The organism is Lactiplantibacillus dongliensis (assembly GCF_005405105.1).
Taxonomy (GTDB): domain Bacteria; phylum Bacillota; class Bacilli; order Lactobacillales; family Lactobacillaceae; genus Lactiplantibacillus; species Lactiplantibacillus dongliensis.
Map to the genome: position 1 here is coordinate 1 of NZ_BJDK01000029.1, position 23280 is coordinate 23280.

Below are 23280 nucleotides of genomic sequence, written 5' to 3' on the forward strand. Positions count from 1 at the left end.
ATATGGTGGAAATAGTGAAGCAATGCGTTCCCACTGGTCATCTTCAAGTTCATAACGTTTAGGCACTGTCATGGTAAGACCTCAATTCGTTTTTACCAAGATTATACCTAAAAAAGATGTTTTCAAACAGACCCTAATAACAATGTCTTCTTCATTTACAAAAATCCCCTTAGTTTAGTTAACCTTCAAAGCTAATCTTCCGTCTTCCAATGTCAGCCTTGATTGAACTTCATCTTCTTGGCAACAATGTCTAACGGATCAACCTGAAGTTTTTCACACATATAAAATGCATAAATCAACGTATCTGCTAACTCTTCTTCCAAATGTTGGCGTTCCTCATCACTTAAGTCATGATTGCTCGGTTGCCATTGGAAAATCTCCAGTACTTCACTGGCTTCCAAATTCAAAGAAAGGGCTAGATCCTTTAAATTATGATATTTTTGCCAACCCTTTTTATCACGAAAAGCAATCAACGCTTGTTCTACTTCTTGATAGGTCATCTATAAGTCCTCCAGAATATGTTTGGTACCAGCGGCAGTCAATAAAGCCTGTTGCAACGCATCATCCACGGCATAAAGATATAAGCCGTGCACACCGCGCGTCAGCAAAACATTTAATTCATTGCGTAACAACTCTTTTGCCACTGAGATCGACTTCCCTTTCCAAGTTCGGTGTTTCGTTGCATGACCATTCATGCTCGCACTGGGATTAAAGACAACTTTCCCATCCCGGTACGTTACCGAAGGGCCAATAATTAAGCCGGCATAGTTCAAGTCAAACCCTTGAATGGTAAACGTTGACCCCACCTCGCCAATGGTTTGCGGTTGTTCAGCCCAAGCCAGTGTCTTATTCTTCTTTTTTTGTTTCCGTGACTTAACCTTCACTTGTAAGTTCCAAGGTAACTCCCAAGTGCCGACCTTTACATTCCACGTATCACCATCGACTAGCTTTTTAGCCTTAACAAACTTCCAATCGAAAGTCGCCAACATTCTGGCTAGACTTGCAGGTGCGTTGCCTTTCTTTTGATCCAAATACTTAATCTTTTGATAGAGTTCATCCGGTGTGCGGGCTACTTTTAAGTCATAGTGCTCATCGTCCGGAATCTTATCCAATTGTTGATTAATGGCTAATTGGTGCAACCAGTCAACCGTCTCAGCGCTGGCATCCATTCGTTCCTGACCTTCCAAAGTAATCGTGTTTCCGGTACGCGATGCAGTCGCTTCTAGTTCACGAATCGCTTCATCGTCCATATACTCTTCAGTCGTCAGGATTTGATACTTGTCAAAAACAATGATGACCACTTTTGCCAGCTTCAATAAATCATCCAACTGATTTTTACCTTGATAGGATTGTTTACCTTGAGTCCATAGCAGATGCGCTTCATCGACTAAAATAACATCAGCCTTCTTTGAACCTGGCTTTTTATGTTCATTGATGAAGTGGGTCGGTTTACTAACAATATCTTCATTATCGCGATCTAGCCCTAACTTATGGGCAATCTGCTTGTACACAGTCAACTGTTCGTTATGATTAATCAGCAACGTCACCGCCCGATCACCAGTCAATTGACTATTAACCAAATCATTGAATAAGTTGCTTAATAATACGGTTTTACCCGTTCCGGCTTGACCTGCAATAAATATGACCGCTGCCTTTTCATTATCCACTTGCTTTGCACGGGTTAGGACTTGTTCAACCCGATCAAAGATTTCATTTTTACCCGCAAGTTGCTTTTCATTGAGTGAATGAAAGGGTGAGGCTTTGAAGATGGCCGAATTTTCAACATCTTTTTGCACTGGGAACAGTTCCGGCTTCTTATCTCGCAAGGCCTCCCAGACACCAGCAAAAATCTGGTCAAATTGATCCGACATAAAATACTTCCGTTGGGGATTCGTCCGCCGATTATTCAAATGCTGAATATGGTCAACACTCAATAAGTACATCATCAAACGGTTTTCGATATCTAAAGTTAGCGACTTATTAAAATACTGATCACCAACCACCATCATTTCCGCATGCGGACTATCTTTGAGTTTTTTCCAATCTGCTCTGATTTTGGCATCATCATCTAGATGTTGCCGCGTCCGTTGACCAATATTGCTCGTCTCACCAACATAAACGGTAAATGCTGGTAACCTATTTTGCCGTGGCTTATCCGACTTATCCGTAATTACATAAACAGTCGGATATTCAAAGATAAGCTCATCATCATGGCTGCTCGCTTCTAAAGCCTCTTCATAATCAACATTGTAAGGAACCACATCCACAACCGGCTTAACTTCCACCCGTGGTTCAACTGATTTAGTCTCATCCAAGTTTGCAATGCTCCAATCTATGTATTCGTTATACCTATTATCTAATAAACCACGGTAACCTGTCGATACCTTTTCAATAATTTCACTGATGGCGTTAAACCTAACTGTTTTACGACACAAAAATAGCGGTCAGTCTCGGTAACCAGTACCCTTGAGAATTGACCACTGTTGTTAGTGTAACCCTAACGATCAACTGTGTCTTTCAATTAGACGATAGCCGGATTCAACATTACACAACCTGCTCAGACTTACAACGACCGCCAAAATAAGCCAATAACCACCCTTCCAGATCATCCCCATCAACTGGCAAGCCATACTGTTCCAGATTCAATCGTTGGCTGAAATTCCGATAACCAGCATATTCCAATTCATCTGCTAATTGACTGCCAGCAATGGCACCACCATACAAATATCGTTGATAGTAAGCATCATCCGCCGCCAATTGCAATTGTAAGAACTTCGCTCGCTGAATTTGTTTCACGACAGCGCGTTTTGTAATGGGCACACTTAAACGCACCCCATTCCACAATTGAATGGTCGTGCCGGTGCCATCCGCTTCAGCCTGACAATATTGATGACCGCCAAACCAATGATGACCTGGTAAATGCCGAAAAGTGACCGGCAAAAACTGCATGTCCTTACAAATCATTGGTAGTTTATGCTTGGACATGCCTAATAACCCCACCAAATCACGCATGCGCTGTTGCGACCCGACCCGGAGACTCTGCATGACGACTTGCATTAATTGTGGCACTGTCTGACTCGTACTGACGATGCCCCGCTCACTATCCAAAATAATTGCATTGGCGGTATTAATCAAATGACGCGTGTCAAGAACAAAGAAAGTCTTCAAATAGTCCACTTGCACCCCATCGATTCGTTGCCCCCGAATCAACAGTCCTTCTAAATCCGTTAAATCATAGCAGTCAACGGTTGGTGGCCAATACTGTTCATCACGATGAACCCGTTCACGGAAACTTGTTATCATACTTGAAACTCCTTTATAGATGCGGCCTTTAAGCCGATACTGACAGACTTATCCATACAAAATGACTATTTCTTTCATAGATTGCCTTAGTTTTCTGAAAATAGCAAATTTGAAGCTTCAAAATCATAACAATACTACTATTAGTAGGCTTTTGGTTCGTTTTTAGCTAAAAAGTATCGTTTTTGTTAACTAGTCACCCAACGTTCGTCCACTTATACTGAACCTAACCTTGGCCAAGGTAAAACTAACCAATAAAGGAATAACTTCATGCGAACTGATCGATTTGAAAACCAAGCAGCTTTTGACCTATTAGCCCAGCCAGAACACCAACGACTCTTGTACGGCGCCTTAAAAGCAGCCAATGTCACTCGGGGTCATCCTCACTTTGAGGATTGCGTTACCACGGCCCACCTGACTTGGCTATCGACCTACCAGAATTTTGAACCGGACTTACCCGCTAACCTCACCGATTTCCGAAAGTTCGCCTTTCGCCGCATTAAATGGCGCACGGTTGACTATTTAAGGAAACAGACACTGAGAGCCCAACACCAAGTCCCGTTAGATGCCGCGGCTGACATGAGTGTCATACCGATGGCCGTTAAGGAACGCGAATGGTTACTGACCGACTTATTAACCGCCTTGCTGGATCAATGTAAACCGGGTGAACGGATTTATCTGACCGAATTCTTTTTAGAAGAACAATCGGTGGCGGACATTATGCATACCCACGGCGTCAGTCGCCGCACCGTGTTTAACTGGCGTGCCAGTCTACTCAAACGCGCAACCGACCTTTATCATCAACAACCGTAATTCTCCATTCACTTTGATGGCCATCATAACTAGTGCTACACTGAAATTACAGTCAATTGGCCAAGCTACTTGTGATCACGTAGATTGGTCATCATTATTAGAGGGGGCATTTAATATGACTGAAACGAACACCCGTAACACCCAAGTAAAGACCTTGATCAAGCAACTGTACAACTCAACTGACGATACACGGTTGCAAAAGCCGTTGCTAAAAGCGTATCAACGACTCGAAGCTGGTACTGACGTTAGCGACCTGGCCGCACACGCTGCTAGTGCCGTCAATTATATCCGTAACATCAACGAGTTGTCATTCTCACCACAACAAGAAACCTGGTGGCGAGAACTCCGTGACTCAGGTAGCGCCACTATCTTGCACCATGATCCTAAAGATAACTTATTAGATTTAGACGAAAAGTAGTTTCAACCAAAAAAATTAGCCCATTATCTGACCGTTTTAAACGAGTCTAAGGTAATGGGCTAATTTTTATACTTGCTACTAATATGGCTTACTTGTCAGTTTCAATCTCCAAAGATAAATCCAACGCCGTAACACTATGCGTGAGATACCCCAACGAAATATAATCAACACCAGTCCCCGCATACTGTGCCAAAGTGGTTGGCGTAATGCCGCCTGAGACTTCCACTTTAATCGGTTTGGGGATCAATTGCCGCCACGCTTTAACCGTTGCTGGTGATTGATTATCGATCATAATCATCTCCACCTGACTCGCAACTGCCGCCTGTAATTGGGTCCGTGTTTCAACTTCGACTTCAATAATCTTCGTCGGCCCAATCTGTCGTCGTAGCGCTTGGACCGTGGTCGGCAAATCATCGATCAACACCCAATGATTATCTTTAATCATCACAGCATCGTCGAGACCGAAGCGATGGCTTTGTCCGCCGCCAATCACCACGGCGGCTTTATCAAATTGCCGTAACCCGGGTAATGTTTTCCGAGTATCTAAAATAGCAATCTTTGGGTCAGCTAATTCCTTAATAGCCGCATCGGTGGCCGTGGCAATGCCACTCATCCGTTGCATCAGATTAAGCATCACCCGTTCACCGGCCAACAATTCTACGATTGGGGCAGTCATGCGACCGACTACCGTTCCCGGCGTCACCCAAGTGCCATCACCGATGACTGCTTCATAGTGACCATGTTCACTTAATATTTGCGCCACGACTGGCGGAATCACCTGCCCCGCCAAGATCCCCGCTTGTTTCGCAATAATTTCGCCCGTTACCAATTGATTCGGTAACGTTAGTGTACTGATATCACCGCGACCGAGGTCTTCAGCTAAGAAGTTAGCGATGGCTGGTTGAAGCTGACTAGGACTTAAGATCACTAGCAACGCCCGCTTTCTGTTGGGCATCGACATCATGAACGCCCCAAGTTAAGATAGCAATTCCCAATAATAATAAGATGACGAAGATCCCGAAAATCCCAGGTAAAGGCATCTTAATTTGTAAAAGCAAGCCGACTACATATGGCCCAATCATCGCACCAATGCGACCAATCGACTGCGCAGCACCCATCCCGGTTCCCCGAATGGCTTGTGGAAATTGACTAGGCGTTAACGCAATTAAGGTTCCCCAAGCACCGAGGTCGAAGAAGGATAGCCAGGCGCCACTCAACAAGACTGAGAAATTACTGCCGGCCAAGCTAAAGGCCAACGCACTCACAATCGTGCCACTCAAATAAATCGTCAAAACAGACTTCCGACTGATTTTTCCCATTAAGAAGGCGGCTAAATAGTACCCAGGTAACTGCGCCAAACTCATCAATAACGTATAGCTAAAGCTGTGAACAATCGAAAAGCCCCGCATGACCAAGATACTTGGCAGCCATAGGAACATCCCGTAATACGTCAACATGACGATGAACCAGAGTAGCCCCAATAACAGCGTCTTCCGACGAAAAACTGGCGTCCGCCACAAGACTTTATATGAAGGCCGCGTTTGTGGTTCAATCGGTGTTTCTGGTAAATGCCGCCGTAATAATAACGTATATAAAATCGTGCAGGCGGTGATTAATACCGTGAGCCGCCAACCAATCAGCGGCATGACCCAAAAGGCTAATAATGACGCCACAATCCAACCAATCGCCCAAAAGCTATCCGCTAGCACTAACATCTTCGAACGTTGCGTGCCTTGATAACTATCTGCCACTAATGTCGCCGCGACCGGTAATTCGCCACCAAGACCAATCCCCGTTAAAAAGCGCACAGCGATAAACGCCATAATATTCGGCGTCAACGTTAATAACAGATTGCCAATTGAAAAGATGGCTAAGGTCAAAATCAACACGTGTTTTCGACCAATCCGATCCGCCAACGCCCCACAAATCAACGCACCCACGACCATCCCTAACGACGTCGTGGCCCCAACTAACCCCAATTGCGCCGGTGCCAGTTGCCATTCCGTTTTGATCAACGGCATAATAAAGGACAACATTGCGACATCCATCGCATCAAACAACCAGGCCGTACCAATAATGGCTAACAGCCGGTATTCCTTCAATAATTGCATCTAATTCCCCCAAAGTATAATAAAAGTAATATTTACTTTTATTTAGTTAAAAAATAAAAGTCACAATGACTTTTATTCCTTGGGTATCAAGATACTCGTCTTTGACGTTTGTGTCAATGAGTAATAATTTTAATAGCTTACTCAATAACTGACATTTGTTAAACGATTAAACTGTGCGCGCTCGAACGCAATTTATTTAGGAAGAATCTGAGTTTCCAAGAAATGAGCTTAAACAGTCATCTTAAAAATGAAGATTAATTTGTTTGAAAACTCGGCCCATCTAATATTGCATTGGTGTCTGTTTAGGTTATTTTATGTCTTAGAGACTTCAGCCAGTTAACTGGCATTATATATAATCTAATCATTCTAAGTTATACGGCTGATTTCCATCCATCAGCCGACCACTAACCACCCAATTTTTAGCAATAACCTCACCCGTCTTGGAAAGTGTTAACGCAAAAATACCACCATTTTTAGCACCAGATCGACTACCTGCATCGATTAAATAACGCGGTATATCCTTTTCATCAGCCTGCATTTTAATATAACCATAACCATCATCTTTGAGTACTTGAACTGGTGTATGTCCTGTCACAATAACTTTATTTACCAAATTATGATGCCAAGTCCCACTTTTATCAAAGTAATAGTCATCACGAATCCATAACATATCATCACGGACTTGTTGATCTAACGGTCGCTGCCAATCAATTCCCGCATGCACTGCCATTATGTTAGCATTCATCCAGGTTATTGGTAACTGGGACAAAAACTGGGTGTATCGTAACAATGGAGCTTGCTTTAAAGCATCTGCAATAACAAGCGGACTATTAGACTTAAGCCCTAAGCGTCGCCATGTCCTAGCACCACCATTTAGCCGCCACGTTTGATAACTTAAATCATCACCCTTGGCCGTTTGCAACCAAAAATCATCATGATTACCTAGCAAGGCAACATCACCATGTTCTTTAACTCTAACCATAATCATGTCCAACACCGCCAAGGGATTTAAACTATCAACCTTCTTTGTTCCAATCCGTGATGGGCGGCCATCAATGTAATCACCTAAAAATATTAATCGACTATTTTGTAAGGCTGGTGCTTTCAAAAGTAACTCTAAGTCATCCGCCGCAGAATGAATATCACCAATAAATGTATAATTCATACGCTTTCCTTTCCACTCATCCTAAAAAACAAATACCAATCGAATGTACATGATAGTAATTCTACCACTTACATTGCTAACCTAAATCTCCCATCAAATCAGTCTCTACTGGCAAAGCGAAGATTAAATCTTATATTAATGGAAAATCCTGCTCGTACCATATGATATTCGAAAAAGAGCATGATACCATACTTGGGATCATGCTCTCACATAAATCTATCGTCTTCTATCCGTTTTAAAGGCTACTCACGCCGCCCGTTTAGTGTGAACTGGTAAGCTTATAACTCTCCAGCAAAATCCGATCCTGATACCACCAAACCAGACTAACTTTCTAATTTATAAGCCAATTACTAATTCCCAGCAATTCTAACACCCGCCCTAATCCTATCCAATAACGCCTCTTGATGCTGTTCAATGAACGCTAAGGTCGTTGGAGGCACTAGCCCCGCCAGCTTCTCTATCTGATGAGTAGCGATTAACTGACGAACCTGCGTTGCCGTTATCCAGTTACCATCGTCGGTTTGCTTACGATCAACCACAGTCAAAGTGATTACAGGCGGTAATTCAGCTTTTAAAACATCATTATAGATCGAAGTCGTTCGGGACAACGGTTCTGAGCCCACATACCGGCTAGTAATACCTAAAGCCGGTGCAATCGACTCGCGGAATAACCGTGCATCAAGCGTGGTTTGGTATTTAATCACCTCTTCTGTCGATTTCAAAAAGTAAGCCGGAAACGTCGCATAACTGACCATGTACTCACCACCATCGATAACCATGACATTGGCTAAATCGGCAGTACCGGCCCGCACCAACTCAAATCGCTCCTTAGTTTTGAATAAGGACGCCTCGGCATGCACCACAAAGACGTAAACGTAATCATTTTCCAGCGCTGCCTGTTCCACTAAGTAACGATGACCCTTGGTAAAGGGATTAGCATTCATCACAATACTGCCTATTTTGGGATGCTGCAGCGGTTGTACTCGTGGCAGCTGCTTTAAATAATCGCTGATATTCGGATTTCCAGTTTCGAGTAAGGCAGCGGTAGCCGAATGCGCCAGTTCCTGAAAACCAAGGTGCTGAAAGCTGGCCGCATAGTCCGACTTGGTAAAGACCATTAAATGAAAGTTTTGCCGGTGAAAGGCCCGATTGATTAATTCACTCACAATCATATTGAAGCGCGCCCCAGCCGTCACACCTTTATTACAGACACCGATGTACTTGAGCACGTTTCCAGCCACTGAACCGGTTGCGACTAACTGATCATGCTGGTAAATTCCCAGTGTAAAATCAAGCTGATCAACTTCTTTAGCCGAAAAATTAGTAATCCCAAGTGACGTCAAAAACGCCTGCCATTCGGCTTTGACAGTCGCATGGCTTAAATATAGATCCACAACTACCTCATCCATTTTTCTTCCTCATCATACCCATAGTGTCTAAGTCCCCTCGCATTGCCCAGCTAACATCTAATTGCAGAGCATGCCTTAATAAAATAGGATTGACTGGCTGATTACCAATCAATCCTTCACTTGTATCAACCTAATGTCATTGCCGGTCGCAACCAAAACCGCATTTAGCTTAATTGGCTTAATCCAGGCGCTTAGGCTTGCGAATCACATCAATAATAGTGCCATCACGATATTCAACGAGCGCAACTACTTTGTCGTCAAACGCCACGGGAGCCGGCTTTCCAGCATACTTATAAGCCAAATCACGGAGTTCCTCAATGGTTTTAAGCGGAATCGTCGTCCCTTCAAATGCGTTTAATAAATCCTGACGCTGTGGGTTAACCGCTACCCCATAATCCGTCACTAAAATATCAATACTCTCACCCGGCGTGGTCACTGACGTTACATGATCTCGTACCGTTGGCATCCGACTCCGAATCAACGGTGCAACGATGATAGAAACGGCCGCCCCAGCAGCCGTATCCGGATGCCCGCCTGGTGCACCACGCAAAACGCCATTTGAACCTTGCACAACGTTGACGTTAAAATCTGTATCAATCTCCAAAGCACCCAAAATAACAAAGCTTAACTGATTAACAAAAGCCCCTTTATTAAAAGGATTGGCATATTGGGAAGCCGAGATTTCAAAATGATTCTTAGTCTGGGCAGACTTTACCGCGGCCAAGTCAAACGCTTGATCATCCAAAACTCGATTAACGTAACCTTCGTCAAACAAGTCAATAATCGGCTCGGTCACGCCACCCATAGCCCAGCCACACTTAATGTGCGCTGCATCCATATACTGCTTTAAGAACGTCGTTGTCGCTAAAGACGGCCCGCCAGCACCCGTTTGAAAACTAAAGCCATCTTTGAAATAGCCTGAGTGATACATACATTTAGCAACTTCCTTAGCCATATTCAATTCACGCGTATCCTTAGTTAACCGCAGCGCTCCCGTCGCAATTTTCTTCGGATCACCGATTGAATCGACTTTGACCACATAATCAACATCGACACCGGCGATACTGGCCGGAAAGTTGGGCGCCGCCACAAGCGTATCGGTAATAATAACCACCTTATCGGCATACTTAGCATCCCCATCAGCATAGGACAAGACCCCAGTATCCGCCGAACCCCCTTTACCGCTAGCATTCCCATATGAATCACTAGTTGCTGCCCCGATAAAAGCAACATCGATTTTAACGGTACCATCTTCAATAGCCCGGGCCCGACCACCGTGTGATCTAATGACAGCAGGATGCTTTAGCTTTCCTTCAGAAACTACTTTTCCGATTTCGTCTCTAATCCCACTCGTTGAAATACCGGTGACTGTCCCATCCTCGATACAGGGCACTAAATAATCATGTGCTTTCCCCAGACTACTTGCACAGACCGTTAAATCTTTAATACCAATCTGGTGAATGGCTTTCATCACCAGATTGACCACGAAGTCGCCGTCACGAAGATGATGATGAAACGAAATAGTCATTCCATCTTGCAGACCTGACTTTACAATCACATCATGAATTGACGCAACTAGCTTGTCTCCATTGGGCTTAATAAAGGCCCGGACTTTAGGGGCTGCTTTTTGATAGCTGTAACCATCACGATAATAAATACCTTGAAAAGGTTCGACACCATGCTTTAAAAATTCATCTGGAATCTCACGACCAATTTTGTTAATCATACTAGTGCCCCCTTATAAATTCCGGCAGCTTTTGCAAGCTTTAAGGTCCGTTCTGCCCCTTCAACCCATGCAATATCGACCATCTTACCATCAACCGTTAAGACCCCAACACCGTTTGCCTTACTATCATGAACGGCTTGCATAACGTGTTCGGCATGCTGAATTTCCGGTGCGGTTGGATTGAAGATAGCGTGTGTAATGCCAATTTGCTTGGGATTGATGCAGGATTTACCATCAAACCCCATATTCTTAATTAACCGCAGTTCATCCTTGAACCCCGCTTCGTTATCAGTATCGGTATAAACGGTATCAAAGGCCATGACTCCCGCTGCTCGAGCCGCAATTAGCATTTGTGAGCGCGCACCGAAGAGTTCAGTCCCAGCTACCGTCCGTTTTGCATGCATCGTTCGCGTATAATCCCCCGCACTTAGCGCAATCCCCATCATCCGATCATTTGCCGTGGCAATCTCATACGCATTCATAATTCCTAACGGTGATTCCAAGGCCGCCATCAGCATTGTCGACCCAACTTCCTTGCCAAATTCCTTTTCAGCAGCTTCGATCTTGCTAGCCGCTTCCTTAACTTCCGCGCCGGTTTCCGTTTTGGGTAATCGAATGCCTTCCGCACCACCAGCTACTGCCGCACGTATATCTTCATTAATGAGCTCAGAATCTAGTGCGTTAACCCGCACCCAACGTTCGACGCCTTGATAATCTAACTGCGTAAGCGTTTGGTATAACTGGATTCAAGCAGCGTCTTTTTCACTTTCAGCGACCGCGTCCTCTAAGTCAAAGATGACACAATCAGGCTGGTAGACGAAGGCGTCTTTAACGAGGGCTGCTCGTTGGGTATTCAAAAAAATCATTGAGCGTCGAATCCGTTTAGTAACAACCATTTAAAGCACCTCCCATGTTAGATCAATCTTCTTGCCAATCGAACGATAGTAAGCGGTTTCAATTCGAGCTTTGATCGTACAGTCCAGCGCCCCTTTATCGATGATCTTGATTGTGCCGGCATCGATTGGCCAACTCTTCTACCAATTCAATAATATGCTGACCATACTGATCAAAAACGCTACTGTCTAGGTCAACTTTCAACCCATCAGCGCTTGGTAGTAACATGACTTGCGCATCGCTAGACTCCAAGGTCCCAGCAATCGCTTGTGTCGTAATTTTCATCTTCGCGCCCCCTGAATAACTTTGATTATGCTTTCATCATAGCTGGTTAAATCAAGTTCGTAAAAGGTAAAAATAGCATTATAGTCATGCACAAAAGGCATAACAAAAATAATTTTGTCATTACTATCATAAATAGTTGGCTTATAATGAATGTACTAGCGGTCATATCCGATGAAGAGAGGTAGTTGCTCATGAACAGTAAAGATATTGAAATGTTGCTTGCCATCCAACGTACACACAGCATTACACACGCAGCCGAACTACTCTTTATTAACCAATCCTCACTCTCAAAAAGATTAATGCAACTCGAAAAGCGCCTAAACTCAAAGCTAGTCCGGCGAACCAATCTCGGCGTTCAATTCACATCAGCCGGTGAAGCCGCTGTTCAGACGGCACAACAAATCCGAAAATTAACTAATGACCTACAAGACACCTTAGCCATCGACGATTTGGCAGTCGGTGGCACCCTTAAGCTCGGGTGTTCGATTGATTATGCGCAGTATAAACTCCCGGCTTTATTAGTGAAATTTCAAGCCTTATATCCAAAAGTTCGGCTGAACATTACGATTGATTATAGTCGCGTTATTTATCAAAAATTACTCACGGGTGATGAGGTTGACATCGGCATCATTCGCGGTGAGTTCAATGGGCCACTCATAAAACGCCCCCTAGCTACCGAGCCGATTGATTTGATCTGTCAATCGGCAACGGATCGGCAACACATCCTTGAACTACCTTATATCCAGCGAAAAACAGATCGTCACTTTCAAGATGACATGACGGATTGGCTGATTGAAAACCACTTACCCGTCCTAAGCCACCAGACACTGGTCGTCAACAACTTAACCTCCTGCGTCGAATTCGTCCGCCACGGATTAGGCTGGGCGCTCGTCCCGGCAATTGCCTTAACCAACTTTGATGGTTACGCTGAACCACTAACTTTGAATAACCGCCCATTTACGCGAAGCACCTACGCCATGGCAAAATCCGAAGCTTTAAATTTACCACCCGTCGCGGCTTTCATGGACGTTCTAACTGCTAAATCAGAACTACCCAACTAAGTTAACAGCTTGGGTTAAATGATGCTATCAGATAAAATCTATTATTCAGGTTTCAACTATTTCGTCATATGCTTGGTCAGTTCAACTCAGCCCCAGGCAAAAAAATAAAAGCCACGATGGCTTTTATTTTTTTACTATTAAGATCCTCACCTTTAATGTCTGCGTCGATGAGGAATATTTAGAACAGAAAATAGTTACGATTAGGTCTCATTCCCACATGCTCAGTGCTAACCAAATATGACTGGCCACCCTAGTTGGTCTTATCCGCTCAGACTAGCTTTGGGTTTTAAAACTGACTCCGACCTAAGTCCAAAAAGTACCGTACTCAGCATTTTAGCAACCAACCTCTTGGCTAAAGGTTCCTAGCTGTAATAACTTAACGTTAGCTTATAAATACACTGGGCGGACCAGAATTAACCATTTAAGCCAACTAACACCAACCATATGCATTGTGCAAAGCCTAATAGTTCCAAAGCTATTTTAGGCCAACTACGAATTGATCAGCAGCGACCGTTCAGATCATTCGGAGATGGTTCAAGGCCACTATGGGCTTGCTTCAATTGCTGCTCAATACTTGCATCGACCATCGCAATCTTATCCACAATATGCGCTTGCTCCGCACTAACCCGAACCAGTTCTTCATCAATTTGAACCGATAGCTTGACCAGCATCGACCGAAACGCGGTCAAATCATCAACAGTCGGGTTGCTACCCGTTTGATGCATAGCTTGCCGCACCGCTTTAACCGGCATTCCCATGTCTCGTAAGATTAACGCCAACCGGGCTCTTTCAAGATCATCATCATTATAATGCCGAACACCATTATCATCGCGCTGAATCGGATCAAGCACGCCAACCCGCTCGTAATACCGTAACGCGTTAGCAGTCACCCCCAACGTCTCAGCTGCTACTTTGATTGTTGTCAAAATAAAATCCTCCTGAAATTTATGCTTGCCTTAGCCTAACGCGAGCCTGCTAGACTTGTCAATGTTGTTCGATTTTAGCGCAAAGCATCACGCATTAGGAGGAAGAATTTTGAATCAAACGAAACACATTTGGCTAGCCTTAGTGGCAATTGGCTTATTCACTATCATGGGTAATCTTGACTCATCAATCGTTAACATTGCATTGCCGATCCTGGCCCACGATTTTCACGTGCCAACCAGTACAACCGCTTATATCGTCATCATCTACATGGTTGTCATGTCGGGATTACTGATTATTGGGGGTCGTCTTGGCGATACCTTAGGAAAAAGCCGAGTTTTTATGTTCGGTATGATTACGTTTACCATTGGGTCACTATTGGCCAGCATTCCAGTTAGCTTCAATTATTTATTAGTCGCCCGCGTCGTCCAAGCCATTGGATCGGCCGCAACTATGGCCAACAGTTATGGCTTAATTGCTCAAATCTTTCCACCAGAGACTCGAGGGCAAGCAATTGGCTACAATACATTATTCATTTCAGCCGGTTTCATTGCGGGACCAGCGCTGGGAGGCTTGCTCTTACAACATTGGATGTGGAATTCCATTTTCATGATTAACCTGCCAATTGGCGTCATCGCCATCATTATGGGAATCCGCTATCTACCAAGAGACCCCAAGAAGCAACTTCCCACTCATTTCGATTGGCTGGGGGCATTGCTTTTATTCTTAGGTATCGCAGCAGTCATTCTGTGGCTCGAAACCGGACAAAGCCGTGGCTTTTCACAGCCGTTTGTTCTGGGATTACTAGTCGTGTCGGTGGTGTTACTAGTCTGGTTTAGCTGGCAAGAACATCATCATACTGACCCCATGCTGGACCTAAGCCTATTCTCAAATCAGCGATTTACCTTGAGTTTACTCGCAATGGTGCTGGTAATGATGGTTAATTCATTTTTCGATATTGTTTTCCCGTTTTACTTGCAGAATTTATTAAAATGGTCAGTGGGGGCCGCCGGTTTAATGATGATTGCCTTTCCAGTAGTCATGGCATTTACCGCCCCATTTGGTGGGAGTCTTGGCGATCGCTTCAATCGTAAATCAATCATCATCATTGGCGCCTGCCTGCTATTAGTGGCTCAATTAATGTATACGACCTTTGGTGCCACCACGGCGATTGTATGGATGCTGGTCGCGACAGCCATCAATGGTATCGGTACCGGATTATTTGTTTCAAATAACACGACTTTAATCATGACGGCAATCCCACAACCTCAACTAGGTGTTGCTGGCGCCGTCCAATCGCTACTCACTAATATCGGCCAGGTGCTCGGCGTTGTATTGGCTAACCTGTCCCTATATTTAACGATGAGTGTAAAAGCTGGTCATCATGTCACAACAATCTCTGCTAAGCACCCAGACTGGTTTGTCGCTGGCATGCACATCGCCTTTGTGGTGACCGCAATCTTAATGATACTAACTTTATTACTCGTTATGAGTCGTCGCCAAGACAAGCAACCACGCTAATAAATTAAATTTTTTATTGATTCAGAAAAGATTAATCTCAGCAACTGGGGTTAATCTTTTTTGTATAGCTTTAAAAATAATCACCAATCAGCTTATGATAAACAAAACAACCGCCTTCACAGTTAGTCATAAACTAGAAGACGGTTGTCTCATATCATATATAATACGGCTACCATTATTCAGGTAAATCCAGATACGGTTTTGAAGCTTCAAGTAAATCCGGATACATCGTGTCATAGCATCGACCATCCGTCGTCTGAAAGATTTGCTTTACCGCTACTCAGATATCCTTATTAGCAAACATTGACACACAAAATTCAGGCCGAAAATTTCTAAAAAATGACTTTAGTTTTTATAGGCATCACATCGAATGCCAGAATTGCTTATCTTTACTTGATAATTAATCACTATAAACGCCATCTTAATTCTCGCACTATCCGCGGTGTAGAAAATCCACTTTTAATCACCAATAACCAACAAATACGCCTCATTCTTCATCCAAAGCGGCTAACCGTTTCAACAGCAGCACCATCACACCATTTTTAAGAAAATGACGCAACGTGCCCTCCGCAAAACGATCATTGCGAATAATCCCCATGATTACAGTCATCACTGTTTCATCATCGAAAGTTCCAATTCGCTCAATGGTCAAGAATTCTGAATTCAACTTAATCCCCTGACTATCTAATAACTGATTATATTGATGCACGTAAGGTGCCTTAGCTTTTTCAAAAAAGTAAAAATCTTTAATAAATTGATAGACTGCTGCCGAATAAGTCACAAATGGTAACTGCATCGGCTCTGCCTTAGTACCTTTGCCTTGAACTGGCGCCCAACGCCCCCCATCATCAGTTTCAAGGATCGAAATATACCTTGTCAGTTCCCCATATTTTTTCATTTTAATCCCCTATGGTTATTTTATTAATTTCAAAAATCCTTACCAAATCAATGACCGTTTACAAAACGAAGAATAAATATGATATTCAAAAAAGAGCATGATACCATATTTGGTACCATGCTCTCACATGAATTCATTGTTTTTTATCCGTTTTAAGGATCAATCACAACGGCCGTTTGAAGCACCATCTGCATGATTGACACGGTTTGAATGGGACGGATTGAAACAAAATCCTATTCCCACTCAATAGTCGAAGGTGGCTTACTCGTCACGTCATACACGATCCGATTAACGTGATCGACTTCATTGACGATCCGCACCGAAATCTTCTGCAAGACGTCCCAAGGAATGCGGGCAAAGTCGGCGGTCATCCCGTCAATTGAAGTTACTGCCCGAATCCCAACGGTGTAGTCGTAAGTCCGACCATCACCCATGACACCGACACTCTTGAAGCCTGGCAAGACGGTGAAGTATTGCCAGATATCGCGGTCTAAGCCGGCTTTTTTGATTTCATCCCGTAAGATGAAGTCACTATCACGGACAATTGCCAATTTATCTTCGGTAATTTCACCAATCACTCGAATCCCGAGGCCGGGACCTGGGAATGGTTGGCGCCAAACTAAGGCAGAAGGCATACCCAGCTTTTCACCTAATTCACGAGCTTCATCCTTGAACAAGGTCCGTAAAGGTTCAATTAGCTTAAATTGCATGTCTTCTGGCAACCCACCAACGTTATGATGCGACTTGATGGTTTGTGCAGTTGACGTTCCGCTTTCGATGACATCGGTATACAACGTCCCTTGCGCAAGGAATTCCATACCATGCAGCTTAGTGGCTTCTTCATCGAAGACTTGGATAAATTCGTTACCAATAATCTTCCGTTTTTGTTCCGGATCACTGACCCCAGCAAGCTTACTCATGAAGCGTTCTTTGGCATTAACTTTGATGATGTTCAAGCCAAATTTACCTTCCAAGCTCGCCATAACTTGATCAGCTTCGCCTTTACGTAACAGACCATGGTCGACGAAAATACTGGTTAATTGCGTGCCAATCGCCTTATGCAATAAGACGCCGACCACGCTAGAGTCAACCCCGCCAGATAGGCCGAGTAAGACTTTTTTGTTGCCAACTTCAGCGCGGATCTTTTCGATCTGCATGTCGATAAAGTCATCCATTGACCAGTTAGCTTCTGCTTGGCAAACATCAAAGGCAAAGTGCCGCAAGATGTCGTTACCATAATCGGTGTTGCGGACTTCGGCATGGAATTGAATCCCATACAGCTTCCGATCAACATCTTGAATCGCCGCAATCGGGCAATTCTTACTTGTGGCAACCACTTCAAAGCCATCGGGTGCTTGCGTTACCAAGTCACCATGACTCATCCAAACTGATTGTTCCTTAGGCGTATCCTTAAACAAGTCCGCTTGGTCACTAGTGACTTGGATGTTGGCTTTTCCGTATTCGCGGTTATCCGCGGATTCAACCTTCCCACCGTCAAGTGAGTAAGTCATCAGTTGCATCCCGTAACAAATCCCCAAGATTGGAATTCCTAACTTAAAGATTGCCGGATCAACCCGAAAGGCGCCATCATCGTAAACACTATTGGGACCACCAGAAAAGACAATCCCTTTCGGGTGGCGGGCTTTGATTTCTTCAGCGGTAATCGTATTCGGTAACAATTCCGAATAAACACCGAAATCACGAATGCGCCGGGTAATCAATTGGTTATATTGACTCCCAAAATCCAACACGAGAATCGAGTCGAATGACGCGGTGTCCGTTTTTGCCAAGTTGTTCACTCCTTTGGATTATTTGTTGCTCAATAGCTCTATAATACTGATTTCTGAACGTTCGGTCAATGGTTATGAGAAAATTCTTAGCGACCTAATACTTGCGGAAGTAGACCGCATCGATTAAATGGTGTGCGACTTTGTGCAAAATCAAATCCGCACGATTCCGGGTCGGCAAGATATAATCATTCAAGTTTTTTAAATCTACGTCTTCCCAGACCCGTTTGGCCATTTCAATCGCTTCACCATGGTCACCAATCGCCCATGGATAGAAATAGTTCTTCGGATCTTGAAAGGCGGTCTTCATCAAGGCTTCAAACCGATCTAAGTACCAAGTCTCAATCAGATCCGGGTCCGCATCGACATACACGGAAAAGTCGGTGAAATCACTGATATAGATATGTTGATTCGTCGGCAATTGTAAGACGTTGATCCCTTCGACGATTAAAATGTCCGGATGGGTAATCACGTTAAAACGATTCGGCACAATATCGTATGTCTGGTGCGAATACACCGGTGATTTTGCGAGTGGCTTGCCACTTTTAATATCATTTAAGAATTGAATCAAGCGCGGCATGTTATAGCTTTCCGGAAAACCTTTGCGTTCCATCAGCTGCATCTTTTTCAACTCCGCATTGGAATACAAGAAGCCATCGGTCGTAATCAACTGTGTGCGCCGATCCGGATATAAGTATTTGAATAATAGTTCCAGTAACCGGGCCGTCGTCGTCTTCCCAACTGCCACACTACCGGAGACCCCAATGATGAAGGGCGATTGCTTGTTTTGCCGACGTAAGAATGACGATTCCGTCTCCCGCCAAGACAAGTAGTGTTCAAACTTCGCCTGCAATAAATGGGCGACTGGTAAATAGATTTCACGCACATCTTCGATACTAATGCGGTCATTAAACGCTTTGATTTCATGTAAATTTTCCGCCGTCAACGGCACGTGCCCGTTGCGGTAAAACTGCTTCCACTGTTCCCGTGAGAAGCGATAGTAGTTGAGTTGCTCTTCCATAGTCTGTCTGCCACCATTACTAAATTAATGGCTTGATTATAGCATAGATTAGCCGGTTCTCTAGGGTGATTTCGGAAAAAGGCCCTGTAAATCATCTCAAATCTAACTAGCTTTTATGCTTACCTCTCCTGTAATTTCCCGCACAGATTCTAAAAAAGGACCGCCGATACATTAACAACACGTTTGGTGCTAGTTGGCTTAAATTGCCACTCTGGTTGGACCAGAATCGGCTGGAACGTGGTGGCCACGTTTTCGAGCCAAGGCACGGTCTCGAAAGCCGGGCTTTATCTAAGTCGAAAACCACGACTAAGATAAACGACACCACTGAGCCAATTCTGGCCCGCCCGGCGTTAGTTAACAAGAATTAATAATTATCTATTTTCGACCACGAATTTAGCCGAGAGGTTGGTTTCTAAAATGCTCAGCCGTGTCGTTGGCCTTAGTGCGAGTGATTTTCTCGGACTTAGGCCAAGGCCAGTTTTGAAGACCGGGCTTTGGCTTCAAAATGGCCCATGGCGTTCCAGCGTTTTAGGAACCAACCGGCAGGCGGCAATTTTAACTAGCGCCAAGCGTATTAACAACGAAAAATCAGCGCAACGACTATCCGAAGACAGTCATCACGCTGATTATTATTAGTCGTACACTTTTAAAATTGGATGACTCGTTGTTACCAGATTAAACCGCCGCTTCATTAACGGTATACAAACTTTGATCCACCCGCGTTAACAGTGGTGACAATTCGCCGACCGCCACGATGGTCAATTCATGCATCGCCCGTGAACAAATCGTGTATAACAGTTGCCGTTCATCTTCGCGCTGGTAATTAGTCGCGTTGGCGTTCCAGACGATGACCGCATCAAACTCCAAGCCTTTCGCTAAGAAGGATGGCACGACAATCACGCCCGGCGCTAACCGTTGATTTTCGGTTCGAATCAAGGTAACGCGTTCGCCCCGCGCCTTCAAGGCTTGGGTCAACCGGTCACATTCCGCTAACGTCTTCCCGATAATCGCCGTTGTATCGCGGTCAGAATCGTTCATCGCCAATTGATCAACGACTTGATCAACCGCACTTTCAAAGTCAGCAGTCACCGCTAAGTTCGGTAAGTCGCCTTGGCGATCAAACGCCGTCACGGCTTCCCCATTAACTAAGATTTCCTTCGTAAAGTCGGTAATCTGTTGGGTGGACCGATATGACTTCGTTAATTGGACGACCCGCGTCTTTTCAGGATCGAATAACGTTTCGAGTTCGCCAATCAACGTATGGCTATTTTCCTTCGTGAAGATGGCTTGGTTTAAGTCCCCTAACATCGTAAAGCGGGCTTGCGGGAAGCTGAACTTCAAGAAGGCCAACTGAAAGGCATTATAGTCTTGAATTTCATCTAAGAAGACAAAACGAATCTCACGCTGGCCTTTGCGTCCGGTCATCAAATCATGCAAGTACATATAGGCGGACACGGTCGTCAATGAAATGTGGCGGTCTTTAATCGCCGCTAACTTTGCTTCAACCGCAGTCTCCCAATCGTCACGACTGATGCCATACTTATCCAAATGAACCAAATCAGGCACATGGCGTAAGAAGTGTGCGTATTGCATGTTAATGCTCAAGAACCGGTTCCGCACAATCTGCGTCCGCGCTGCGCCCAAGCGTTTCATCACGATCTTACGAGCTAAGAACTTGAACTCTTCGTCGCCATTCTTAAATTCCCGTGGTTGATTACCATAAAAATCATTCAACTCTTCGCGTGACAAGTCTTGCACCGCATCTTCAACCCACTTCGAACGCATTTCAGCGGCCACTTTACGGTTTAAGATTTTAATCAGGGATTCCTTGGTCGCGGACAACCGGTTACCTAAATGATAGTTTTCATTAAATGAATAATAGATTTCTTTAATCTTATCCCGTGGAATCAAAACTTCATCGTTCAACGTAATGTTACGAAAACGCATGTCAGCTTGTTCCAAATGGGCGCCATACGCCGTAACGGCTTTGAAGAACGCTAAGCTACCTTCCAGCTTCGTGATTTTGGCCATCGCTGGGGTATTCTCAGTCTCAAACCGTTGTTGCAAGGTTTCCACCTGCATATGTGGCAACCGGTAAGACGCATATTGGTAATACGTCATTTGGACCATGTTTTGTTCGCCCAGTTCAGGTAACACTTGGTTAATATAATCATTAAATAACTGGTTTGGTGAAAACAAGATCACTTGGCCAGCCGTTAAATTACCACGATAACGATACAGCAAGTAGGCGACTCGCTGTAAGACTGAAGACGTCTTCCCAGACCCAGCGGCCCCTTGTACGAACAGCAAGTCCGAACTAGTATCCCGGATAATCGTGTTTTGTTCTTTTTGAATCGTCGTCACGATACTCTTCATCTTAGTATCTGACTTTTCATCAAGGACTTCGAGCAACATCGAATCGCCGACTGCTTCATCGGTATCGTAGACGGTCACAATCTGACCATCTTCAATCATCAATTGCCGCTTTAACTTCACGTTAACGGCTTGTTGCCCATCCGGCGTCTGATAAGTCACATTCCCCAGACCACCGTCATAGTAGATACTCGAAATTGGCGCCCGCCAGTCATAGATCAAGAAATGGTCGGGACTATCTGAAAATGAGCTAAGCCCAATGTAAATGGTTTCGGTGGCAGGTTCACCGTGTTCATGAAAGTCCAACCGGGCAAAGTAAGCATTCTTTTCCAGCTTCTTCAACGTGGACAGTTGCTTGGTGGCATGTTGCCAACTATTTTGACGTTCATCCAGCATTTGTTGCTGTTGCCGGACGGACAGCCCCGTTTCCATCATCCCTTCATAACTGTCGGTCTTGATATTGACATCATTATAAAAATTCTGTTTAATATCGGCTTGATCGTGTTCCGAACGTTCGATGGTTTGGCTCTGCTTGCCCTCTTCCACGCGAATCTTCGCTACCACATCATCCAGGTGCGCTTGTTCAGCAGCTTTAATCGACTTAGTCATTAGCGTCCTCCATTCATAAATATCGAACAATAATTATAGCCCTTTCAGCGCGCAGACTCAATCGATAAGCCATGTTCATGTGCTTTTGTAAGGTTATTTTAATTGCCGCTGCGGTTGGGCTGGATTGACGCTGGCACATGGTGGCCACGTTCCAACCGATTTTGGTTCAACCAAAGTGGTAACCAACTCTAACCACTCAACTCCTAAACTTTTATTAATGATACTTGTACTTTCATTAAATCGCCCAAAAAGTTACCGCTTACATCTAGTATTCTGGCAGGTAGACGCCTAAAATAAAGTTAACAAGGTGAGGTGTTTCCGTTGGCCAATGTACTCGAGATCTTAACCCATTTAGAACAATTTCTCGTGCCCCTATTAACCACGCTCGGTAACTGGAGTTATATCATGTTATTCGCCGTGATTTTCTTAGAGACTGGCATGGTGATTTTCCCATTTTTACCTGGTGAGTCATTGATTTTCTTAGCCAGTACGATGGCCGCGACCCATACTAGCTTAGATATTCAAGTGCTGGTGCCTGTCTTCTTCATCGCCGCGGTAATTGGCGATACCGTCAACTTTGAAATTGGGTGCCACTTGATTCGGCTACCATGGCTACAACGCCATCTGCCACATGACAAGCAACTTAAAGCCCAACACTTCTTCAGTAAATATGGCTCGAAAGCCGTCATGTTTGGCCGCTTCATTCCATTGATTCGGACATTTGTACCACTATCAGCGGGTGCCGCTAAGATGCCACAAAAATCCTTTGCGCTTTGGAATTTACTTGGCGTTGGCATTTGGGTCACGGTTGGTAGCTCATTAGGCTACTTCTTTGGTTCGATCGATTTCGTTCAAGACCACTTGTCGTTATTCTTCTTAGGCATTCTGGCCTGTGCGCTTATTCCGGCCGCGCTGATGACGTTATTTAAAACACTACGACGACGCCATTTCGTCAATTAATAATT

General features: G+C 44.4%; 18 protein-coding genes and 2 pseudogenes. 5 read left to right on the plus strand and 15 right to left on the minus strand.

The genetic code is table 11. From position 1 onward, the window contains the following. Positions 1 to 212: 212 nt before the first annotated feature. The 3 genes from FFM80_RS10695 to FFM80_RS10705 form a co-directional block, all read right to left on the minus strand. Complete coding sequence (locus FFM80_RS10695) at positions 213 to 500, minus strand: nucleotide pyrophosphohydrolase (RefSeq protein WP_137640782.1); 288 nt, start codon at positions 498 to 500, stop codon at positions 213 to 215. After that, positions 501 to 2315 (minus strand): DUF2075 domain-containing protein, encoded by a 1815-nt coding sequence (locus FFM80_RS10700; RefSeq protein ID WP_223877342.1) that lies wholly within the window; start codon positions 2313 to 2315, stop codon positions 501 to 503. It abuts the gene before it with no gap. Between the two features lie 229 nt (positions 2316 to 2544). Beyond that, positions 2545 to 3303, minus strand: a complete 759-nt coding sequence (locus FFM80_RS10705) for a hypothetical protein (RefSeq protein ID WP_137640783.1) — start codon at positions 3301 to 3303, stop codon at positions 2545 to 2547. Between the two features lie 267 nt (positions 3304 to 3570). Between FFM80_RS10705 and FFM80_RS10710 the strand changes: the two genes are divergently transcribed. After that, complete coding sequence (locus FFM80_RS10710) at positions 3571 to 4113, plus strand: sigma-70 RNA polymerase sigma factor region 4 domain-containing protein (RefSeq protein WP_137640784.1); 543 nt, start codon at positions 3571 to 3573, stop codon at positions 4111 to 4113. Between the two features lie 115 nt (positions 4114 to 4228). Then, entirely contained in the window at positions 4229 to 4531 is a 303-nt protein-coding gene (locus tag FFM80_RS10715) for a hypothetical protein (RefSeq protein ID WP_137640785.1), read from the plus strand. 88 nt (positions 4532 to 4619) lie between these two features. Here FFM80_RS10715 and nadC read toward each other — a convergent pair whose 3' ends face one another. From nadC to citD, 7 genes and pseudogenes are all read right to left on the minus strand, one after another. Beyond that, positions 4620 to 5459 (minus strand): carboxylating nicotinate-nucleotide diphosphorylase, encoded by an 840-nt coding sequence (gene nadC, locus FFM80_RS10720; RefSeq protein WP_223877343.1) that lies wholly within the window; start codon positions 5457 to 5459, stop codon positions 4620 to 4622. After that, a complete protein-coding gene (locus FFM80_RS10725; RefSeq protein WP_137640787.1) occupies positions 5443 to 6642 on the minus strand; it encodes an MFS transporter in 1200 nt (399 codons plus the stop codon). Before FFM80_RS10725 ends, nadC begins: the two co-directional genes overlap by 17 nt. 361 nt (positions 6643 to 7003) lie before the next feature. Continuing rightward, positions 7004 to 7807 carry a metallophosphoesterase gene (locus FFM80_RS10730; protein ID WP_137640788.1) on the minus strand — a complete coding sequence of 268 codons (804 nt, stop codon included), beginning with the start codon at positions 7805 to 7807 and terminating at the stop codon, positions 7004 to 7006. Between the two features lie 350 nt (positions 7808 to 8157). Continuing rightward, complete coding sequence (citC, locus tag FFM80_RS10735; protein ID WP_137640789.1) at positions 8158 to 9216, minus strand: [citrate (pro-3S)-lyase] ligase; 1059 nt, start codon at positions 9214 to 9216, stop codon at positions 8158 to 8160. 178 nt (positions 9217 to 9394) lie between these two features. Beyond that, positions 9395 to 10942: a citrate lyase subunit alpha gene (gene citF, locus FFM80_RS10740; protein ID WP_137640790.1), complete on the minus strand. Its 1548-nt coding sequence runs from the start codon at positions 10940 to 10942 to the stop codon at positions 9395 to 9397. Beyond that, positions 10939 to 11838, minus strand: a pseudogene (locus FFM80_RS10745) (aldolase/citrate lyase family protein). Before FFM80_RS10745 ends, citF begins: the two are co-directional and overlap by 4 nt. Then, positions 11839 to 12121, minus strand: a pseudogene (gene citD / locus FFM80_RS14760) (citrate lyase acyl carrier protein). Positions 12122 to 12312: 191 nt separating this feature from the next. Here citD and FFM80_RS10755 point away from each other — a divergent pair. Further along, on the plus strand, positions 12313 to 13182 hold the full coding sequence (locus FFM80_RS10755) for a LysR family transcriptional regulator (protein ID WP_137640791.1): 870 nt from the start codon (positions 12313 to 12315) through the stop codon (positions 13180 to 13182). A 500-nt stretch (positions 13183 to 13682) separates the two neighbouring features. Here FFM80_RS10755 and FFM80_RS10760 read toward each other — a convergent pair whose 3' ends face one another. Then, complete coding sequence (locus FFM80_RS10760; protein WP_171001086.1) at positions 13683 to 14108, minus strand: MerR family transcriptional regulator; 426 nt, start codon at positions 14106 to 14108, stop codon at positions 13683 to 13685. A 109-nt stretch (positions 14109 to 14217) separates the two neighbouring features. Here FFM80_RS10760 and FFM80_RS10765 point away from each other — a divergent pair, with 109 nt between their 5' ends. After that, positions 14218 to 15627 (plus strand): MFS transporter, encoded by a 1410-nt coding sequence (locus FFM80_RS10765; protein ID WP_171001087.1) that lies wholly within the window; start codon positions 14218 to 14220, stop codon positions 15625 to 15627. A 487-nt stretch (positions 15628 to 16114) separates the two neighbouring features. Here the strand turns inward: FFM80_RS10765 and FFM80_RS10770 are convergent, their stop codons facing one another. The 4 genes from FFM80_RS10770 to helD all read right to left on the minus strand — a co-directional run bounded on the left by FFM80_RS10770 (position 16115) and on the right by helD (position 22315). Beyond that, positions 16115 to 16525, minus strand: a complete 411-nt coding sequence (locus FFM80_RS10770; protein WP_137640794.1) for a DUF6508 domain-containing protein — start codon at positions 16523 to 16525, stop codon at positions 16115 to 16117. 233 nt (positions 16526 to 16758) lie between these two features. Further along, positions 16759 to 18315: a glutamine-hydrolyzing GMP synthase gene (guaA, locus tag FFM80_RS10775; RefSeq protein WP_137640795.1), complete on the minus strand. Its 1557-nt coding sequence runs from the start codon at positions 18313 to 18315 to the stop codon at positions 16759 to 16761. Between the two features lie 94 nt (positions 18316 to 18409). Further along, positions 18410 to 19333, minus strand: a complete 924-nt coding sequence (gene coaA / locus FFM80_RS10780; RefSeq protein ID WP_137640796.1) for a type I pantothenate kinase — start codon at positions 19331 to 19333, stop codon at positions 18410 to 18412. A 675-nt stretch (positions 19334 to 20008) separates the two neighbouring features. Beyond that, positions 20009 to 22315: an RNA polymerase recycling motor HelD gene (helD, locus tag FFM80_RS10785; RefSeq protein ID WP_137640797.1), complete on the minus strand. Its 2307-nt coding sequence runs from the start codon at positions 22313 to 22315 to the stop codon at positions 20009 to 20011. A 321-nt stretch (positions 22316 to 22636) separates the two neighbouring features. Between helD and FFM80_RS10790 the strand changes: the two genes are divergently transcribed. Then, positions 22637 to 23275, plus strand: coding sequence for a DedA family protein (locus FFM80_RS10790; RefSeq protein WP_137640798.1), 639 nt, complete (start codon positions 22637 to 22639; stop codon positions 23273 to 23275). Positions 23276 to 23280 lie beyond the last annotated feature (5 nt).